Source organism: Allocatelliglobosispora scoriae, from assembly GCF_014204945.1.
Taxonomy (GTDB): Bacteria; Actinomycetota; Actinomycetes; order Mycobacteriales; family Micromonosporaceae; genus Allocatelliglobosispora; species Allocatelliglobosispora scoriae.
Genome location: NZ_JACHMN010000002.1, coordinates 3,005,454 through 3,023,540 on the forward strand (window position 1 = coordinate 3,005,454; position 18,087 = coordinate 3,023,540).

Below are 18,087 nucleotides of genomic sequence, written 5' to 3' on the forward strand. Positions count from 1 at the left end.
CCGGGTCGCTGTGCACCGGAGAGAATCTACGCGTTGAGCGCCCGGTAGAGGTCGTCGAGGAAGGTCTTCTCCCCCGTGCTGACCGTGGCGCCGCCGAGACCGAAGATCCCGCCCGAACGCGAGGCGCCGCAGACCCGGGCCGCGATGGACGTGATCCACTGCCGGTACGCGTTGGCGTCGGCCGGGTCCGCTCGCCTGCCGAGTGCCGCACTCGCGGCCCGGCAGTTGACGAGCACCTCGGTGATGCCGGCGTGCCGGTCGAGGAACTGCTCGGCGCTCGGCGGATCGGGATCCTGCTCGGCATAGATCGCCCCGACGACCGCTCGGACGAGATCCGAGTCGGAGATGGTTCCGGCGGCGATCGCGTCGATGCCCGCCAAGCCTTCGGCGACGGTGCGCTCGTCGCTGTCGGGCTCGGCGGAGGTGGCGGCGATCATCACTCGGGCGGGGAGCCGGATGAGCAGGTCCCACTCATCGGGTCCAAAGGCTATCGGCGGCGCGAACCGGGTTCGCTGGCCGTGAGCTGATTGGCTCGGCATGGCGACCTCCTTGACCCCAGCATATGCCCGTAAATTGGGCGTGTGCGGTCTCCGGCCAGATTGGTTCCGAGCTGCCCGTAAGGCCGTCACTGAGCGTGAGTAGTGAACTTCTCTCCGTTTTGTGATGGGCATCTCGCGCGAATCTCTATACACGGGTCTTGGATAGGAGCAAAATCCATTTCAAGAGCGTGGGCGGCGGGTGCGTGAGGGCCTCGCCGCTCATTGCGTTCCAGGGTCAGGCGATCAGCCACCACACTTCCGTGATGTCAGGGGTGACGGACGATGCAGTTCGGTCGCTATTTCGAGGAGTTCGAGGTCGGCGCTGTCTACAAGCACTGGCCCGGAAAGACCGTCACGGAGTATGACGACCACCTCTTCTGTCTGCTCACGATGAACCACCACCCGCTGCATCTCGACGCGCACTACGCGGAGACGGCGACGGACTTCAAGCGCAACGTGGTCGTGGGCAACTACATCTACTCCCTGCTCCTGGGCATGTCGGTTCCCGACGTGAGCGGCAAGGCGATCGCCAACCTCGAGGTCGAGTCGCTTCGCCACGTCGCGCCGACCTTCCACGGCGACACGATCTACGGTGAGACCACCGTTCTCGACAAGGTCGAGTCCTCCTCGAAGCCCGATCGGGGCATCGTGGCCGTCGAAACCCGCGGCTACAAGCAGGACGGCACCATGGTCTGCATCTTCAAGCGCAAGGTCATGGTTCCGAAGGCTCCGGTGACCGCCGACTCACCGTCTTAGACGGGCTTCGTGACAACCCTCCCGGGTAGGGTGACGTGGGACACTTCGTCACGGATACGCGGGAATTCCCGTCGCACCGTGATGGTTCTCCATTGACGAAGACCATTCGACGTTCGATCGGAGTGACACATGGCCACCGTGGATCTGACCTCGGCCGATTTTGACGAGGTAACCGGGCGCGACGGCATCGTGCTCGTCGACTTCTGGGCGAGCTGGTGCGGACCGTGCATGCGTTTCGCGCCGGTCTACAAGGCCGCCTCGGAGACCCACTCGGACATCACCTTCGCCAAGGTCGACACCGAGGAGGCCCAGGACCTCGCGATGAAGTACGACATCCGCTCGATTCCGACCATCTGGGCGGTTCGTGACGGAGTCATCGTCTTCGCGCAGCCGGGCGCACTTCCGGGTGCCGCGCTGGAGGAGCTCATCACCAAGGTCCGCGAACTCGACATGGACGAGGTCCGTGCGCAGGTCGCCGCTCAATCGCAGGCCTGACGACAAGACGACGCTGCCCGGAACACCGTGAAGGTGTTCCGGGCAGCGTCGTCAGTACGGGTCAGGCGGCGGCGGGGACCGGCTCGATCTCGCCGATCCAGCCGACGACCTTACGCTCGGCGTAGAACGAGACGAGCGGGATCGTGCCCGCGATCATCACGCCGAGCGTCCGCCGCAACGGCCAGGACGTACGCCGGGCCAGGTCGAACGTGATCACCAGGTAGATCGCGAAGAGCCAGCCGTGGATCGGGCCGATGATCTCGACGGGGGTGGCGTTGTCACCGAAGTACTTCAGCGGCATCGCGACTGCGACGAGCAGCAGGAGCATCACGCCCACGACATAGGCGGCGATGCGATAGCGCTTCAGAGCAGCGGGCATGGGGCTCACTCCGATCGGGAGATGCGGTCAGAATTCTCAGCGCGCGCTCCATCACTCCGGATGCCGGTGCGCAGGTATTCGTTGTACGCCGCCAGGACCGGATCGTCGTCGACGTCGTCGGCTGCCGTGGCCCTGCTCACATGGCGGGTGATCACCGGAGCGCGGAACCCCTCGGCCGGCGCCGGCCGGTCCGGCTCGATCGGCTCGCCGTGCCGGACCACCCGCACCTCGCGCCACCAGATGACGATGACGAAGAGGCCGAAGACCGGCCAGAGCAGTGCGTAGCCGAAGCTCAGCGAGTTGCCGCCCATCGCCCGGGTCACCTGCCACCAGGCGAGCCCGGCACAGGCCAGCACGAGCACCAGGGCGATGCCGTGGCGAAGCAGCCAGCGTGGGGTGAGCAGGGGGCGCACGGTTGGCCAGACTACCCGCCGCCCCCTGTGAGCCTCCTGCGAGCACACCGCCGGCTAAGGCCCAGATCGCCGCAACTCTTCAAGAGTTGGTCCTAAAGCCCGTTAGGACCAACTCTTGAAGAGTTGCGGCGATCTGGGACCTGCTGCCGGGTCAGGCGCCGTACTCCTTGAGGAGGCCGCGGGAGATGATCGTCTTCTGGATCTCGCTGGTGCCCTCGCCGATGAGCAGGAAGGGCGCCTCGCGCATCAGCCGTTCGATCTCGTACTCCTTGGAGTACCCGTAGCCGCCGTGGATGCGGAAGGAGTCCTGGACCACCTCGGCGCAGTACTCCGAGGCGAGCAGCTTCGCCATCCCGGCCTCCACGTCGTTGCGAGCTCCGCTGTCCTTGAGACGCGCGGCATTCACCATGAGGGCGTGGGACGCCTCTATCTTCGTACCCATCTCGGCGAGCTTGAACGCGACGGCCTGGTGGGCGGCGATGGGTTTGCCGAAGGTGCGTCGCTGCTGGGCGTAGGCGACGGCGAGTTCGAAGGCGCGGATCGAGATGCCGCAGGCGCGCGCGGCGACGTTGACCCGGCCGACCTCGATGCCGTCCATCATCTGATAGAAGCCCTTGCCGGGAGTGCCGCCCAGGATCGACGCGGCCGGTACGCGATGGTCGGCGAGGATCATCTCCGTCGTCTCGACGCCCTTGTAGCCCATCTTCTCGATCTTGCCGGGAATGGTGAGTCCGGCGGCGGTCTCGCCGAAGCCGGGCTCCTTCTCCAGCAGGAAGGTCGTCATGTCGCCATAGACGGAGTCGGCGCCCAGGTCGGTCTTGACCAGGGTCGCGACCACGCTCGAATAGGCTCCGTTGGTCAGCCACATCTTCTGGCCGTTGAGGACATAGTCGTCGCCGTCCGGGACCGCCCGGGTCTTGATCGCGGAGACGTCGGAGCCGCACTCGGGTTCCGACATCGAGAAGGCGCCGCGCACCTCGCCGGTCGCCATCCTGGGCAGCAGGCGTCGCCGCTGCTCGTCGGTGCCGTGCTGGGAGATGAGGTAGGCGACGATGAAGTGGGTGTTGACGATCCCGCTGATCGACATCCAGCCCCGGGAGAGCTCCTCGACGACAAGGGCATAGGTGAGCAGCGACTCCCCGAGCCCGCCGAACTCCTCCGGGATGGTGAGGCCGAACAGCCCCATCTCCCGCATGCCGTCGACGATCTCCTCCGGGTAGGTGTCGCTGTGCTCCAGCTTCTGGGCCCGGGGGATGATCTCCCTGTTCGCGAACTCCCGGACGGTCTCCAGGATCGAGACCTGGACATCGGTCAGGCCGGGCGTGCGTGCGAGACGGGCCATGTGCGGCTCCCATTCCGAAGTTAACTGAACGGTCACTTAGGTGTGTTGAAGTATCTCGCTACGGTGGGGCCTGGCACAGGTGTCCACGACACAGAACACCTGTGAAATCCTTCACCGCGTCGAGTACCCTGCGGGCGCGACCTCGATCTCACCGCTTCTGACCCCTCGCTACACCTAGGAGCCCCTCGTGACCTACCCGCCGACGGGAAACGACCCCTACGGTCAGCAGCCCGCCTCGCCGGACCCGTACGCGTCCCCGGTGCAGCCGGTCTCGCCGGATCCCTACGCGACGCCATACCCGCAGCCGGACTACTCGGGTCAGCAGCCTGCATACGGTGCCTACGGCCCGCCCGCCGCCTACACCAACCCCTACGGCGCCTATCCGGTGCAGTCGGCGCGGACCAACGGCATGGCGATCGCGGCCATGGTGCTGGGCATCGTCGGCCTCGTGCTCCTGTGCTGCTATGGTCTCGGCGGTCTGGTGGGACTCGTCGGCGCGATCCTCGGCCACGTCAGCATGAAGCAGATCCGCGAGCGCGGCGAGAACGGACGCGGGATGGCGCTCGCCGGTGTCATAACCGGCTGGAGCGCTGTCGTCCTCTCCATCATCGCCGTGGTGGCCATCGTTCTGTTCGCCGTCAACGACCCCACCTTCATGGACAGCTTCAACGAGGGATACTCCAGCAGCTACGACGACTAGTAGTTTACCCGTGAAGGGCGCGCGACCCGAACGACCGCGCGACCGACCGGGGACGCACGACTCCGACGACCACCGCGACCAGCACCACCGCGACGATCACCCGACAGGAGCCACCATGACCTACCCGCCGAGCGGCAACGACCCCTACGGCCAGCAGCCGCCGGACGCCCAGCCGCCGTCGTACGACCCGTACGCGGCGCCGCAGCCGCCGACCTACTCGGACCCGTTGGCTCCGCCGCCCGTCAGCCCGGCTCCGGCCGCTCCGTCCTACCCGGACCCCTACGCGGCTCAGCAGCCCCCGGCGTCGCCGGCCCCCTATGGCCAGCCCGACCCGTCGTCGGCTCCGCCCTATGCCCAGCAGCCCGACCCGTACGCGCAGCAGCAGCCCTACGGCCAGCCCGCCGCGCCCTACGCCTACGGCCCGCCGGCCAGCGGCAAGACCAACCCGCTGGCGATCGCCGCCCTCAGCACCGGCATCGCGAGCATCGTTCTGATCTGCTGCTGCGCGCTGCTCGGCGTCGTCGTCGGCGGCGTCGGTGTCACGCTCGGCGTCATCGGCCGCAAGCAGATCAAGGAGCGCGGCGAGTCCGGCGACGGCATGGCCCTGGCCGGCATCATCACCGGTGGTATCGGTGCCGGTCTGAGCATCGTCTCCTTCATCGTCGGCCTCTTCTGGAACTTCAGCGACAGCTGGACGAACTTCTGATCCACGCATGACGAACGGGGGCGGACCGACTCGGTCCGCCCCCGTTCGTCATGCCACACGGTTCAGGCGAAGGCCGCCGCCTGGCGCACGCTGTTACCGCCGTCGACCACGAGGAGCTGGCCGGTCACATAGGACGCGCTCGGCGAGCAGAGGAACGCGATGCAGCTCGCCACCTCGTCCGGGGTGCCCGGTCGGCCCATCGGCGAGCCGTAGCCCTGCTTGAGCTCCACGAGCGTCGAGGCGGAGGTGTGGATCAGGCCCGGCGCGACCGCGTTGACCGTCACCCCGTCGGTGACCAGCTCCATCGCGAGCGCGCGGGTCAGCCCGAGGACACCCGCCTTCGCCGCTGCGTAGGCGGCCTCGGCGGGGAGCGCGTTGACCGGTCCGGCGGTCGCGGAGAGGTTGACGATGCGGCCCCAGCCGCGCACCGCCATGCCCTCGGCGAATGCCCGGCTGCACAGGAACGCGGTGGTGAGGTTGCGGTCGATCTCGGCCCGCCACTCGTCCGTGGTGAGCTGCGTCACCGGACGGATGATCTCCGGCGAGGCCCGGCTCGCCAGACCGGCGTTGTTGACGAGCACGTCGACCTCGCCCATCTGGTCCACGACGGCGTCGGCGAGAGCGCCGACCTCGGCCTCGTCGGCCAGATCGGCGACGAACCCCGTCACTCCCAGCTCACCCGCCCGGTCGTGGATGCGCCGGGTGGTGGAGACGATCGCGACCTTCGCGCCCAGGTCAGCTAGGCGGCGGGCGGTGGCGAACCCGATGCCGTATGGGCTCCCCGCGCCGGTGACCAGGGCTACCCGGCCGTCCAGCCGGAAGGTGTCGGTGTTCTGCATATGTCCGATCCTTGTCGAGGAGTCCGTCCCCCACAACCTAGCCCGGGCCGTCTACCGTGTGCGACACGCGTCTCCCGAGACCTGGAGCCCTCATGACACTGCCCAGCTATCCGGACCCGACCGGCGCTCCAGACCCGTCGCTACCCGGCGCCACCCCGTTCGAGCCCGGCGCTCCGCCGCAGCCCGGCGCTCCGCCGCAGCCCGGCGCTCCGCCGCAGCCCGGTGCTCCGCCGCAGCCCGGCCCCGCCCCGCTCGGCTACCCTCCGCCGATGGGCTACCCCGGCCAGCCCGCCTGGGGTCCGCCGGGGCCGCAGGGTTACCCGGCCTACGTCTACGTGCCGACCCGGCCGACCAACGGCATGGCGATCGCGGCGATGGTGGTCTCGATCGCGTCCCTGCTCGTCTGCTACGGCCTGCCGGGCGTCGTCGGCGCGATGCTCGGGCACACGGCCCGCCGCCAGATCAAGGAGCGGGGTGAGGACGGCGACGGCATGGCCCTCGCCGGCATCATCGTCGGCTGGATCGGCTTCGGCATCTCGATGATCGCGATCATCTTCTTCTGCGTCCTCATCTTCGGCTCGTGGTCGAGCTATGACGAGAGCGGCGACTTCTAGGCGAGACCGACGAGAGCGGCGCTCTCATCCCACAGCTTCTCGGCGAGCGCCGGATCGGCAAGCGCGCGGTTGGGCCGGACCTGCTTGCGCTTGGCGTAGTAGGCACCGTTGACGAGCTCCGCCGCCGGTGCCGTCGCCAGGTGCACCAGGGTGTCCGCGCCCTCCTCCGGTGACGAGAGGCCGGGCGCGATCCGGTAGAAGAGCTGTGCGGCCGGCGTACCGAAGTTGCTCGTCACCACACCCGGGTGGAACGAGAACGACAGCACGTCCGGCCAGCGCCGCGCGGACTCCGCGGCGAAGAGGATGTTCGCCGACTTGGACTCGCCGTAAGCCCGCCACGCGCTGTAGCGCTTGCCGGTCGCGTCCAGGTTGGCCGGGTCCGGCGTCCCCATCGAGTGCGCGGTCGACGCGGTGGTCACGATCCGTGCCGCGGGCGCGAGCCGATCCTTCACCAGAACCGTCAGCAGGTACGCCGAGAGGTGGTTGGTCTGGATCGTCGTCTCATGCCCGTCCACAGTGGTCTGTCGGCCCCGGATCACCGCACCGGCGTTGTTGGCGAGCAGGTCGATCGGGGGCACCCGGGTCCGCAGCGCATCGGCGAGCTCGCGAACACTGGCGAACGACGTGAAGTCGGCCTGGAAGCCGATGGGGTCGGGTCCGGTCGCCGCCTCGCGTACCGCCGAGAGTGCAGCATCCAGACGGCCCGGATCGCGCCCGACCAGGGCGACCAGCCACCCCCGCCGCGCCAGCTCGACGGCGGCCGCGCGGCCGATGCCGGAGCTGCCCCCGGTGATGACCGCGACCTTCCCGGGGCGACTCGTGAGATCTTCCACAGACATGTTCTCCTCTCGCACGCCGCGAGGTTACCGTGTGGTCACTAGTGAACGATGGCTAAGGCGCCGAGCCTTGCGCCGTGAAAATACAGGAGTCGATGCATGGGTGCCATCGGTCGTCCCCGTAGGTCCTGCCTGGCGGTGCCCGGTTCCAGCGTCAAGATGCTGGACAAGGCGAAAGGGCTCCCCGCCGACCAGGTCTTCCTCGACCTGGAGGACGCGGTCGCGCCGCTCGCCAAGCCCGATGCCCGCAAGAACATCGTCGCCGCGCTCAACGAGGGCGGCTGGGGCGGCAAGGCTCGGGTCGTGCGCGTCAACGACCTCACCACGCCGTGGACCTATCGCGACGTCATCGACATCGTCGAGGGCGCGGGCGCCAACCTGGACTGCATCATGCTGCCCAAGGTGCAGTCGGCCGCCCACATCGAGTGGCTCGACCTGACGCTGACGCAGCTGGAGCGCTCGCTCGGCCTGCCGCTGGGCGGCATCGGCATCGAGGCCCAGATCGAGAACGCCGCCGGGCTGGTGAATGTGGACGCCATCGCCGCCGCCTCACCCCGGGTCGAGACGATCATCTTCGGCCCGGCCGACTTCATGGCGAGCATCAACATGAAGTCGCTCGTCGTCGGCGCGCTGCACCCGGACTACCCGGGCGACCCCTACCACTACATCCTGATGCGCATCCTGATGGCCGCCCGGATGCATGACAAGCAGGCGATCGACGGCCCGTTCCTGCAGATCCGCGACGTGGACGGCTTCACCGAGGTGGCGAAGCGGAGCGCTGCTCTCGGCTTCGACGGCAAGTGGGTCCTGCACCCCGGCCAGCTCGACGCGGCCAACGAGGTCTACTCCCCGTCGCAGGCCGACTACGACCACGCCGAGCTGATCCTCGACGCCTACGAGCACTACACCTCCGAGGCCGGCGGCCGGCTCGGCGCGGTGATGCTCGGCGACGAGATGATCGATGAGGCGTCCCGGAAGATGGCGCTCGTCATGGCCGGCAAGGGCCGCGCCGCCGGGATGTCCCGCACCCAGACCTTCACCGCACCCGCCTGACGCCGGTCACGTTTTGCAGCAAAGCGTGGCTTCGAAAAGCGAAATGAGCACGCTTTGCTGCAAAACGTGACCAGCCGTCAGAGCTCGGCGGGGGCCTCGCGGGGTTGGCGGCGGCCGTTGCCGAGGATGACCACCGCGACGCCCGCGACGACGAGGGCGACCCCCGGCCATGCCGCGGCCGGGGGCACCTGGTCGAGCCAGAGCCACGCCATGAGCGCAGCTCCCGGCACCTCCAGCAGGACCAGCACGCCGATCATCGTCGCCGACACCTCGCGCAGCGCGAAGTTGAGCATCGAGTGGCCGAGCAGCTGCGCGCCGAGGGTGAGGCCGATGATCGCGAGCCAGGTCTGCGCGGTGAACCCCATCAGCGGTGAGCCGGTCGCCAGGCACGCGACACCGAGCAGGACCGCGCAGACCGCGTAGCAGACGGTCGTGTAGCTCGCCGTGCTCGACTGCTGGCGGGCCCGCTCCCCCAGCGTCGTGTAGACCGCCGCGAAGAGCCCGCCCGCGAGCGCCAGGATGTCGCCGAGGATCGCGTCGTGTCCGAGCCGCACGTCGGCGCCCGTGGCGATCACGGCTCCGATGACGGCGAGTCCGATCCCGATCCAGGTCGCGACCCCGAGCTTCTGACCACGGCAGAACGCGATCAATCCCGCCCACGCGGGCTGCGAGCAGACGAGCGCGGTGGCGGTGGCGACGCTGGTGAGCTGCGCGGCGCTCATCCACGTGGCGAAGTGCGCGGCGAGCGCGAACCCGGCGAGCACGCTCCAGCGCAGCTCGCCGTCGCGCCACAGCCGCGCCAGCTCCTCCCGCCGACGCAGCGCGGCGAAGGGGATGAGCAGGCCGGTCGCGAGGGCGTTGCGCCAGAAGGCGAGCACCAGGGCGGGCGCGGCGGCGTACGCGATGAGCGGCCCCGACGACGACACCGTGGTGATCGCGACCACCAGCGCGGTGATGGTCGCGGGGCTGATGGCGACGGGCTTCTCCGGCATGATCCGAGATCTTGTCACGGTCACCATGAGCACTTACGTGAATACTCATTGTTCGATCGGCCGATGCACCCTCGGTAATCGCACGCCTACTCTCGGAGGTTCTGGCGTAAACGGCAGGTGAACGGGGCAGACAAAATGTCAGGTAAAACGCATGACGCCGTGCTGTTCGACTTCTACGGCACGCTGACCCAGGCCGTCCAACGCGGTCCCGGGCATCATCGCGTCGCCGAGCTCCTCGGCTGCCCCATCGACGAGCTCACCGCGCTGCTCGACCGGTCCTTCTACGCCCGCGCCCGGGGCGAGACCGGCGGCCCCCTCGCCACGCTGTGCTGGATCGCCGACCAGCTCGGCCTGCACGTCACCCGTCGGCAGCTGCGGGAAGCGCAGGCCGCCCGGGTGGCCGCGATCACCGCGGACACCCGCCTGCGCGCCGACGCCGTCGCCACCCTGCGCCGCTGCCGGGGAGCCGGGCTGCGCGTCGCGCTCGTCAGCGACTGCTGCTGGGAGCTGCCCGACCTGCTGACCAGGCTGCCCGTGGCACCCCTGCTCGATACGGCGATCTTCTCCGTGCACATCGGAGCCTGCAAACCGGACCCGACGATCTACCTCGCCGCCTGCGCGGCGCTGCGGGTCTCCCCCGACCGGTGCCTCTACCTCGGTGACGGCAGCTCGCAGGAGCTCACCGGCGCTGCGGCACTCGGCATGACCGCCTTCCGCCTCGCCGCACCCGACCTCGCCGGGCACCTCACCTTCCGCCCCGACGACGAGTTCCGCGGTCCGGCCGTCACGTCGCTCAGCCGTTTCGCCGATGTGGCGACCGGCGTACTCCAGCCGGACACCCTCGCCGCCCTCGCTTGAGCACCCTGAGCTCGGCCGACCCCGGCGAGGCCCGCGTCGCAGCGTCCCGCCGGTGTTCGGGGACGCTGCCGGCGATGTCGAAGGCGGCGCCATAATGTGGGTCATGAGTGATGTGCTGGTGGAGGAAGCCGCGAAGAAGGCCGCCATCGCGTGGGTGGGGATCGGCGACGGCACCGCTTACGCCGTGTGGGTGATGCCGTTGGAGGGCCGTCTGCACCTCGTCACCGGACCCGGCGAGCAGTCCCTGCCCGGCCTCGCCGAAGCAGCCGCCGACAACGCCACCGCGACGGTCACCCTGCGCGGCGACCACGGTGGCCGGGTGGTGACCTACCCGGCCACGATCACGCAGCTCCGGCCCGGCTCCGAGGAGTGGGAGCGGGTGGCGGTGCAGCTCGCGGGCAAGCGGCTCAACGCACCCGGCACCGCCGAGGCGCTCGCCGCGCGCTGGGCCGAGCAGTGCCTCGTCGTCAGCCTGAGCCCGGTGCCGGGAGCGGCGACCGCGGGTGCCGCGCTGCCCGACGCCTCCGAGGCGACGGCGCCGCGCCCGTCGACCGCGACCACCGTGACCCGCAAGCCCTTCCGCCTGCACCGCGTCCGCAAGCCGCCGACGGAGTGACCCCTCAGGCAGCCGTGAGAGTGAGCCGCAGGATGCGGAATCCCTTCTGGCTGGCGGTCCGCTCCACGTCGTAACCGCGCCCGATCAGCCACTGCTGCAGCGAATCGCCGCCGAGGTTCTTCGCGACGACGAGCCAGGCGACACCGTCCGGCGCGAGCCGGGGCAGCCAGCGATCGAGCAGGGCGTGCAGCTCCGGCTTACCGATGTGGATCGGCGGGTTCGACCAGATCTGGGTGAACGTGAGCTCGTCCGGTACGTCGTCCGGCGCGGCGACGAGGACCCGGTCCGCGATGCCGAGGCGCAACGCGTTCGCCTCGGTCAGCTCACGGGCCCTGCTGTTGACGTCGATCGCCACGATCCGGGCCTTCGGCGCGACGGTGGCCAGCACTGCGGTGATCGGTCCGTATCCGCAGCCGAGATCGAGCAGGTCTCCGCTGGTGGCGGGCCCGGGCAGGTCGGCTTTGCGGAGCAGCACCGCCGTACCGGGATCGAGCCGCGCACCGGAGAAGACACCGGTCGATGAGGTCAGCGCGAAGTCGACCCCGGCCACCGAGAATTCGACCTCGCGGGGGCGGGCCGGGGTCGTCGGCGTTTCAGTGAAGAAGTGTTCGGCCGTCACCCGGTGATTGTCCGCTGTCGGATTCTCACCCCAACTAGCGGGTTACATCGCCCAACCGCCGGTGCGGAATCCACCGTGACGTGGATTACGCTGTCCGGCATGGGTACGTACGGGTCATCCAACAGCGGTGGTCCTCCACCGCAGCGACGTGACCCTCGCGACCCTGATCCCCGGGATCCTCGCGGGGCCGGACGGCCGCGCGATCCGAGCGCCCGTCCGCGCGGCGATCAGCGTTGGGATGACCCCGAGCGCACCCGGCGAGCGCCGGAGAACACCGGCTACGGCAGGGAACCGCAGGGTGATCGCGGCACCGGTCGGCGGCGGGAGCCCGAGGGCCGACGCACCGAACCCGAGCTGCCACCGCGTCGCCGACCCCCCGACAGCGAGCGCCGCGCGCCCGACGATCGAGGCTGGCCGCCCGGCCCACCGCCGCCCGGGCCGCATCCGTCCAGAGCGCAGCAGCCCCGGACACAGCCGCCGAGAACTCAGGCGCCGCGGACACAGCCGCCGAGAACTCAGGCGCCGCGGACACAGCCGCCGCCGCTGCGCGGTCAACCGCCACCGCACTTCGCACCGCCGCCACCACCACCGCACGACCAGCCGCCGCGCCGACCCGGACGACCGTCCGCGCCGCCGGAGGCATCGTCGGCGCGCCCGGCGCGCCGAGTGCCGACCACCATCCCACCGGCGAGCCCGGCCAGGGCGCGCCAGGCCACCACCGCACCGCCCCGCTCGGCCCCCACCGGACCGCCACCGGGCATCCGCACCGGCATGCCCATGATGGAGCGCCCGGAGGGCGGCCAGACCAGGCTGCTCAAACTGATCCTCACCGGACTCATCGGCACCGTGCTGCTGGTCCTCTGCGGCTCCGGCGTCTGGGGCATCCTGCAGGACGAGCGCAAGGGCTCCAGCGCCGCCGCCGCGCCGACCGCGCCCCCCACGGAGCTGCCGGTCGACATCTCGTCCCGCGAGGTCGACGAGAAGCCGCTCACCGTCGCCGAGGTCTTCCCCACCAAGGAGATCGTGATCGACAAGGCGAGCCCGCCCTATCGGTTGATCGCGACGCAGGCCAATGCCGACTGCCGGGTCGCCGCCGACGGTCAGCTCAAGGGGATGCTGGTCACGGCGGGCTGCTCGCAGGTCGTCCGGGCCACGCTGAAGTCGCCGACCAACGACTATCTCGTCACCGGCGGCATCTTCAACATGGAGACCGCCGACTCGGCGAGCGAGGCTTACGCACAGGTCAAGACCGTTGTCGACGGTGGCAAGGGCCGGTTCAAGGGCTATGTCTCCAGCGCCGTGACCAAACCGCTCGCGCTCTCCTCGACCCACCTGGGCTGGGACTACCAGGGCCACTTCCTCGTCTACTGCGTGATCGCACGCGTCGACGGCAAGGAGTTCGCCGAGGGTGATCCCTTCGCCAAGCAGATCCTCTACGACATGATCGAGGTCCATCTGCTCGGCAGCGTGGTGAAGAACCGGGCCACGATCAAGGTCGACCCGAGCGACCCGGTGGAGCCCTCCCCCTAGACGCGCAGGCGCCGCGTCGCGTCTGCCCGCTCCGCCAGTGCCGACTCGTCGTCGGGGTAACCCACCGCCACCAGCGTCAGCCCGTGCGGGCCCACCACCGGCACGTCGTCGGCGCGGGCCGTGCGGGTCAGCAGGCTCCCCGGCCAGTCGGGCTCGCGGCGGCCGTCGCCGACGGAGAGCATCGCTCCGACGAGGCTGCGCACCATCGCCTGGCAGAACGCGTCGGCCTGCACCGTCGCCACGATCACCCCGTCGTCCTGCCGCTGCCACTCGATGATGCTGATCGCCCGCTTCGTCGTGGCATGCTCCTTGCGCTTGCAGAAGGCCGCGAAGTCGTGCTCCCCCAGCAACCCCTGAGCGGCGGCGTTGAGCCGGGTCACGTCGAGCGGGCGGGCCCAGGCGAGGGTGTCCCGGCGCCGCAGCGGCTCCGCGCCATAGGGTGCGTCGGTCACGCGGTAGGCGTACCGGCGGAAAAGGGCCGAGAAGCGCGCGTCGAACGCGGCCGGGACCGCGACGGCCCGGGTCACGCGGATGTCGCCGGGCAGCAGGCCGGCGAGGCGCCGCAGCAGCGTGGACTCGCGCGCGGCCCACGCCTCGTCCGGCAGGTCCACGTGGCACACCTGTCCTGTCGCGTGCACGCCGGCGTCGGTCCGCCCGGCCACGGTCAACCCCGTGGGGACTCCCGCGCCGAGGATCCGTTCCAGCTCAAACCCCAGAACCCCCGCGACGGTACGCCGATCCGGCTGCACCGCCCAGCCGGAGAAGTCCGTGCCGTCATAGGCGACGTCCAACCTGACCCGGACCACGAGACCCCCTTCATGAGCGAAGGACCCGGCCACGCAATCGCGTGGCCGGGTCCTTGACGCTGGTGCACTTACTTGTCGTCGGCCTTGGCGTCGTCAGCCTCGACCTCGGCGACGGCGGCCGGAGCCTCGTCCTCGGTCTCGCCGGCCTGAGCCGCCAGCACGTCGGCCTTGGTGGCCTTCTTGGCCGTGGCCTTCGCGACCTTCGCCGGAGCCGCAGGAGCGGCTACGACGAGCTCCTCGACGAGCTCGATGATCGCCATGGGAGCGGCGTCGCCCTTGCGGGGGCCGATCTTGACGATCCGGGTGTAGCCGCCGGGGCGGGTCTTGAAGCGCGGCGCGATCTCCTCGAAGAGCTGGACGAAGGTGTCCTTCTCCGTGATCGTCTTGCGGACGAGCCGCCGAGACGCGAGGTCGTCACGACGGGCCTGGGTGATCAGGCGCTCGGCCAGCGGACGCAGGCGCTTGGCCTTGGTCTGCGTGGTCGTGATCCGGCCGTGCTTGAACAGCGAGGTGGCCAGGTTGGCCAGCATGAGCTGCTCGTGCGCGGGGCTGCCGCCGAGGCGGGGGCCCTTGGTGGGCTGAGGCATTGGTTCTGCTCCCTGTGTGGTGGCGGCAGCTTAGAGCTGCTCGGTCTCGCGGTAGTCGTCGCTGTCGGCGTCGGAGTCCGAGTCGACATCGGTTTCGTCGTAGTCGGCGTCCCCGAAGGAGTCGACGACGTTCGCCGGGTCGAAGTTCGGCGCCGAGTCCTTCAGACCCAGGCCCATCCCGGCCAGCTTCATCTTGACCTCGTCGATGGACTTCTGACCGAAGTTCCGGATGTCGAGGAGGTCGGCCTCGGTACGCCCGATCAGCTCACCAACGGTGTTGATGCCCTCGCGCTTGAGGCAGTTGTAAGAACGGACCGTCAGGTCGAGCTCCTCGATCGGCAGCGCCAGGTCGGCAGCGAGCTGCGCGTCCTGCGGCGACGGGCCGATGTCGATGCCCTCGGCGGACTCGTCCAGTTCCCGGCAGAGCCCGAAGAGCTCCACCAGGGTCGAACCGGCCGACGCCAGCGCGGTCCGCGGCGAGATGCTCGCCTTGGTCTCCACGTCGATGATCAGACGGTCGAAGTCGGTGCGCTGCTCGACGCGGGTCGCCTCAACGCGGTAGGTCACCTTCAGCACCGGCGAGTAGATCGAGTCGACCGGGATCCGGCCGATCTCCGCGCCACCCTGCTTGTTCTGGGCGGCGGTCACGTAGCCGCGGCCGCGCTCGACCGTCAGCTCCATGTCCAGCCGGCCCTTGCCGTTGAGCGTGGCGAGCTTCAGGTCCGGGTTGTGCACCGAGACACCGGCCGGAGGCTGGATGTCGCCGGCGGTCACGTCACCGGGGCCCTGCTTGCGCAGGTACATGCTGACGGGCTCGTCGTGCTCGGAGCTGACGGAGAGCTCCTTGACGTTCATGACGAGCTCGACCACGTCCTCCTTGACACCGGGGATCGTGGTGAACTCGTGCAGCACGCCGTCGACCTTGATGCTCGTCACGGCTGCGCCGGGGATCGAGCTGAGCAGGGTACGCCGAAGCGAGTTGCCGAGCGTGTAGCCGAAGCCCGGCTCCAGCGGTTCGATGGTGAACCGGGAACGAACCTCGCTGATCGACTCTTCGGTGAGAGTCGGGCGCTGGGAGATGAGCACGTACGTTCTCCTTGATTTCGGGGGCGACCGCTATATGACGCCCACGTGGTGGTGGCCCGCCCGTGAGGGCGGGCCACCAGGGAGCCTTACTTGGAGTAAAGCTCGACGATCAACTGCTCCTGGAGCTGGGTGTCAATGGCACCGCGCGCCGGGAGGTTGTGCACGAGGATCTTGAGCTGCGACGGAATCGCCTCGATCCACGCGGGAACGGTCCGGCTGCCGGCCAGACCAATCGCCACCTGGAACGGGTCGAGGACGCGGGACTTCTCCCGGACCTCGACGATGTCGTGCTCCGTCACGCGGTAAGAAGGAATGTCGACCTTCTTGCCGTTGACCACGAAGTGGCCGTGCTTGACCAGCTGACGGGCGTGGTCGCGGGAGAGCGCGTAGCCCGCCCGGTAGACCACGTTGTCGAGCCGCGACTCGAGGATCTGGAGAAGCACCTCACCGGTCTTGCCGGAGCGGCGGTTCGCCTCCTCGTAGTAGGTCCGGAACTGCTTCTCCAGCACGCCGTAGATGCGGCGGGCCTTCTGCTTCTCACGAAGCTGGAGCAGGTACTCGGTGTCCTTGGTACGGCCACGGCCGTGCTGTCCGGGCGGGAAAGGCCGCGACTCGAACGGGCACTTCGGCCCGTCGCACTTGCTGCCCTTGAGGAACAGCTTGGTCTTCTCCCGACGGCAGCGGCGGCAGTCTGCGCCTGTATAACGAGCCATCTCTGTATCTCCCCCTAGACCCGACGACGCTTCGGCGGACGGCAACCGTTGTGCGGCTGCGGCGTGACGTCGGAGATGACTCCGACCTCGAGGCCGGCAGCGGTCAGCGAACGGATCGCCGTCTCACGGCCCGAACCCGGGCCCTTGACGAAGACGTCGACCTTGCGCATGCCGTGCTCCATGGCCCGGCGAGCAGCCGCCTCGGCGGCGAGCTGCGCGGCGAACGGAGTCGACTTGCGGGAGCCCTTGAAACCAACCTGGCCCGCGGAGGCCCAGGAGATGACAGCACCGGTCGGGTCCGTGATGGAGACGATGGTGTTGTTGAAGGTGCTCTTGATGTGCGCCTGCCCGTGGGAGACGTTCTTGCGTTCTTTGCGCCGGACCTTCTTAACTGGGGCCCCAGCGCGTGCCTTCGGCGGCATAGCTTATTGCGCTCCTCTAGATCCGGTTACTACTTCTTGCCGGGCTTCTTCTTGCCCGCGACCGTGCGCTTCGGACCCTTGCGGGTGCGAGCGTTGGTCCGGGTCCGCTGCCCGCGAACGGGCAGACCCTTGCGGTGTCGGATGCCCTCGTAGCAACCGATCTCTACCTTGCGGCGGATGTCCGCAGCGACCTCGCGGCGCAGGTCGCCTTCAACCTTGAAGTTCGCTTCGATGTAGTCACGAAGCTGGACGACCTCTTCATCAGTGAGGTCCTTGGTGCGCTTGTTCGGATCGATGCCGGTCGCGGCGAGTGCCGCGATCGAGCGCGTCCGACCGACACCGAAGATGTAGGTGAGCGCGATCTCCATGCGCTTATCGCGCGGAAGATCAACGCCAACGAGACGTGCCATGTGCGGGCTAACTCCTCGTGTAGGCGGAGGTCTGACGCCCGTCCCCATCCACACCTGCCCGGGCATGGCCTCGGCCTCCGACCGAGGGTTGGCCACGAGAGTTCCCCATGTCTCGCATGGGGCGTCCCCGCGGCCGGGACGAGCTATTACTGTGACGCGGTGATCTGCAGCAGGCCGGGCTTAGCCCTGGCGCTGCTTGTGGCGCGGGTCCTCACAGATGACCATGACCCGGCCGTGCCGGCGAATGACGCGGCACTTCATGCAGATCTTCTTGACGCTCGGCTTGACCTTCACGGCTCGCCTTTACTCCTATTCCTGCCCCGGCCACTGCCGGACCAGGAAAGACGGACAAAAGGAACTGACCCGAAGCCAGTTACTTGTAGCGGTAGACGATGCGCCCGCGAGTGAGGTCGTACGGCGAGAGCTCGACGACGACCCGGTCCTCGGGCAGGATGCGGATGTAGTGCTGCCGCATCTTGCCGCTGATATGAGCCAGAACCTTGTGACCGTTGGCGAGCTCGACCCGGAACATGGCGTTCGGGAGCGGCTCGATTACTCGGCCCTCGATCTCGATGGCCCCATCTTTCTTTGGCATGTCCTCCGCTTACCTGACATCGGGTGCATTGACTGGCACACGTTGTCCTCGCACCGCCCTCGTCCCTTCCGGGATGGGCGGCACGCCAGCCGCGGCTCCGATCGCCCGCCGAAGCGCTGGCGGGCATGATGGAGGGGACGCGGTGCGCCGAGTGGCCAGTCTACGCCTCCACCCGCATCGA

Annotated in this window: 26 protein-coding genes; 9 read left to right on the forward strand and 17 right to left on the reverse strand. The window is 68.9% G+C overall.

The annotated features are described in order from the left end of the window. Positions 1 to 26 precede the first annotated feature (26 nt). A complete protein-coding gene (locus F4553_RS19110) occupies positions 27 to 539 on the reverse strand; it encodes a hypothetical protein (protein WP_184837899.1) in 513 nt (170 codons plus the stop codon). 282 nt (positions 540 to 821) lie between these two features. On the opposite strand from F4553_RS19110, the gene F4553_RS19115 reads away from it, so the two are divergent. Both F4553_RS19115 and F4553_RS19120 read left to right on the forward strand, forming a co-directional pair. Next, positions 822 to 1,295: a MaoC family dehydratase gene (locus tag F4553_RS19115; protein ID WP_184837901.1), complete on the forward strand. Its 474-nt coding sequence runs from the start codon at positions 822 to 824 to the stop codon at positions 1,293 to 1,295. Between the two features lie 129 nt (positions 1,296 to 1,424). After that, positions 1,425 to 1,790, forward strand: a complete 366-nt coding sequence (locus F4553_RS19120; RefSeq protein ID WP_184837903.1) for a thioredoxin family protein — start codon at positions 1,425 to 1,427, stop codon at positions 1,788 to 1,790. Between the two features lie 61 nt (positions 1,791 to 1,851). On the opposite strand, the gene F4553_RS19125 is transcribed toward F4553_RS19120, so the two are convergent. The 3 genes from F4553_RS19125 to F4553_RS19135 form a co-directional block, all read right to left on the reverse strand. Beyond that, positions 1,852 to 2,169: a DUF3817 domain-containing protein gene (locus F4553_RS19125; protein WP_184837905.1), complete on the reverse strand. Its 318-nt coding sequence runs from the start codon at positions 2,167 to 2,169 to the stop codon at positions 1,852 to 1,854. A gap of 5 nt (positions 2,170 to 2,174) precedes the next feature. Next, a complete protein-coding gene (locus F4553_RS19130; RefSeq protein ID WP_184837907.1) occupies positions 2,175 to 2,582 on the reverse strand; it encodes a hypothetical protein in 408 nt (135 codons plus the stop codon). Between the two features lie 151 nt (positions 2,583 to 2,733). Then, complete coding sequence (locus tag F4553_RS19135; RefSeq protein ID WP_184837909.1) at positions 2,734 to 3,924, reverse strand: acyl-CoA dehydrogenase family protein; 1,191 nt, start codon at positions 3,922 to 3,924, stop codon at positions 2,734 to 2,736. Between the two features lie 187 nt (positions 3,925 to 4,111). Between F4553_RS19135 and F4553_RS42475 the strand changes: the two genes are divergently transcribed. Both F4553_RS42475 and F4553_RS19145 read left to right on the forward strand, forming a co-directional pair. Next, positions 4,112 to 4,624 (forward strand): DUF4190 domain-containing protein, encoded by a 513-nt coding sequence (locus F4553_RS42475; protein WP_184837911.1) that lies wholly within the window; start codon positions 4,112 to 4,114, stop codon positions 4,622 to 4,624. A gap of 115 nt (positions 4,625 to 4,739) precedes the next feature. Continuing rightward, entirely contained in the window at positions 4,740 to 5,330 is a 591-nt protein-coding gene (locus F4553_RS19145; protein ID WP_184837914.1) for a DUF4190 domain-containing protein, read from the forward strand. Positions 5,331 to 5,392: 62 nt separating this feature from the next. Here the strand turns inward: F4553_RS19145 and F4553_RS19150 are convergent, their stop codons facing one another. After that, positions 5,393 to 6,169 (reverse strand): SDR family NAD(P)-dependent oxidoreductase, encoded by a 777-nt coding sequence (locus tag F4553_RS19150; RefSeq protein ID WP_184837917.1) that lies wholly within the window; start codon positions 6,167 to 6,169, stop codon positions 5,393 to 5,395. A gap of 92 nt (positions 6,170 to 6,261) precedes the next feature. Between F4553_RS19150 and F4553_RS19155 the strand changes: the two genes are divergently transcribed. After that, a complete protein-coding gene (locus tag F4553_RS19155) occupies positions 6,262 to 6,783 on the forward strand; it encodes a DUF4190 domain-containing protein (RefSeq protein ID WP_184837919.1) in 522 nt (173 codons plus the stop codon). Here the strand turns inward: F4553_RS19155 and F4553_RS19160 are convergent. Next, positions 6,780 to 7,622, reverse strand: a complete 843-nt coding sequence (locus F4553_RS19160; protein WP_184837921.1) for an SDR family NAD(P)-dependent oxidoreductase — start codon at positions 7,620 to 7,622, stop codon at positions 6,780 to 6,782. The two genes, F4553_RS19155 and F4553_RS19160, sit on opposite strands and share 4 nt — an antisense overlap. 96 nt (positions 7,623 to 7,718) lie before the next feature. Here F4553_RS19160 and F4553_RS19165 point away from each other — a divergent pair, with 96 nt between their 5' ends. Continuing rightward, the gene (locus F4553_RS19165) at positions 7,719 to 8,672 is read left to right on the forward strand and encodes an HpcH/HpaI aldolase/citrate lyase family protein (protein WP_184837924.1); all 954 of its coding nucleotides are present in this window, start codon (positions 7,719 to 7,721) and stop codon (positions 8,670 to 8,672) included. A gap of 77 nt (positions 8,673 to 8,749) precedes the next feature. Here the strand turns inward: F4553_RS19165 and F4553_RS19170 are convergent, their stop codons facing one another. Next, positions 8,750 to 9,664 carry a DMT family transporter gene (locus F4553_RS19170; RefSeq protein WP_184837926.1) on the reverse strand — a complete coding sequence of 305 codons (915 nt, stop codon included), beginning with the start codon at positions 9,662 to 9,664 and terminating at the stop codon, positions 8,750 to 8,752. Between the two features lie 135 nt (positions 9,665 to 9,799). Between F4553_RS19170 and F4553_RS19175 the strand changes: the two genes are divergently transcribed. Both F4553_RS19175 and F4553_RS19180 read left to right on the forward strand, forming a co-directional pair. Beyond that, entirely contained in the window at positions 9,800 to 10,522 is a 723-nt protein-coding gene (locus F4553_RS19175) for an HAD family hydrolase (protein ID WP_184837928.1), read from the forward strand. A gap of 103 nt (positions 10,523 to 10,625) precedes the next feature. Then, a complete protein-coding gene (locus F4553_RS19180) occupies positions 10,626 to 11,138 on the forward strand; it encodes a hypothetical protein (protein ID WP_184837930.1) in 513 nt (170 codons plus the stop codon). Positions 11,139 to 11,142: 4 nt separating this feature from the next. On the opposite strand, the gene F4553_RS19185 is transcribed toward F4553_RS19180, so the two are convergent. Further along, complete coding sequence (locus F4553_RS19185; RefSeq protein ID WP_184837932.1) at positions 11,143 to 11,757, reverse strand: class I SAM-dependent methyltransferase; 615 nt, start codon at positions 11,755 to 11,757, stop codon at positions 11,143 to 11,145. 551 nt (positions 11,758 to 12,308) lie between these two features. Then, the gene (locus F4553_RS19190) at positions 12,309 to 12,536 is read right to left on the reverse strand and encodes a hypothetical protein (protein WP_184837934.1); all 228 of its coding nucleotides are present in this window, start codon (positions 12,534 to 12,536) and stop codon (positions 12,309 to 12,311) included. On the opposite strand from F4553_RS19190, the gene F4553_RS19195 reads away from it, so the two are divergent. Beyond that, positions 12,529 to 13,287, forward strand: a complete 759-nt coding sequence (locus F4553_RS19195) for a hypothetical protein (RefSeq protein ID WP_184837936.1) — start codon at positions 12,529 to 12,531, stop codon at positions 13,285 to 13,287. The two genes, F4553_RS19190 and F4553_RS19195, sit on opposite strands and share 8 nt — an antisense overlap. Here the strand turns inward: F4553_RS19195 and truA are convergent. The 8 genes from truA to infA form a co-directional block, all read right to left on the reverse strand. Next, complete coding sequence (gene truA, locus F4553_RS19200; RefSeq protein WP_184837938.1) at positions 13,284 to 14,093, reverse strand: tRNA pseudouridine(38-40) synthase TruA; 810 nt, start codon at positions 14,091 to 14,093, stop codon at positions 13,284 to 13,286. The two genes, F4553_RS19195 and truA, sit on opposite strands and share 4 nt — an antisense overlap. 68 nt (positions 14,094 to 14,161) lie before the next feature. Then, positions 14,162 to 14,680 carry a 50S ribosomal protein L17 gene (gene rplQ / locus F4553_RS19205; protein ID WP_184837940.1) on the reverse strand — a complete coding sequence of 173 codons (519 nt, stop codon included), beginning with the start codon at positions 14,678 to 14,680 and terminating at the stop codon, positions 14,162 to 14,164. 30 nt (positions 14,681 to 14,710) lie between these two features. Next, positions 14,711 to 15,766, reverse strand: a complete 1,056-nt coding sequence (locus F4553_RS19210; RefSeq protein WP_184837943.1) for a DNA-directed RNA polymerase subunit alpha — start codon at positions 15,764 to 15,766, stop codon at positions 14,711 to 14,713. Positions 15,767 to 15,852: 86 nt separating this feature from the next. Next, the gene (gene rpsD, locus F4553_RS19215; RefSeq protein WP_184837945.1) at positions 15,853 to 16,479 is read right to left on the reverse strand and encodes a 30S ribosomal protein S4; all 627 of its coding nucleotides are present in this window, start codon (positions 16,477 to 16,479) and stop codon (positions 15,853 to 15,855) included. A 14-nt stretch (positions 16,480 to 16,493) separates the two neighbouring features. Continuing rightward, entirely contained in the window at positions 16,494 to 16,901 is a 408-nt protein-coding gene (gene rpsK / locus F4553_RS19220; protein ID WP_184837947.1) for a 30S ribosomal protein S11, read from the reverse strand. Between the two features lie 29 nt (positions 16,902 to 16,930). Beyond that, on the reverse strand, positions 16,931 to 17,311 hold the full coding sequence (rpsM, locus tag F4553_RS19225) for a 30S ribosomal protein S13 (protein ID WP_184837949.1): 381 nt from the start codon (positions 17,309 to 17,311) through the stop codon (positions 16,931 to 16,933). A gap of 180 nt (positions 17,312 to 17,491) precedes the next feature. Continuing rightward, entirely contained in the window at positions 17,492 to 17,605 is a 114-nt protein-coding gene (gene rpmJ, locus F4553_RS19230; RefSeq protein WP_184837950.1) for a 50S ribosomal protein L36, read from the reverse strand. 79 nt (positions 17,606 to 17,684) lie between these two features. Then, the gene (infA, locus tag F4553_RS19235) at positions 17,685 to 17,906 is read right to left on the reverse strand and encodes a translation initiation factor IF-1 (protein WP_007073013.1); all 222 of its coding nucleotides are present in this window, start codon (positions 17,904 to 17,906) and stop codon (positions 17,685 to 17,687) included. Positions 17,907 to 18,087: the final 181 nt, after the last annotated feature.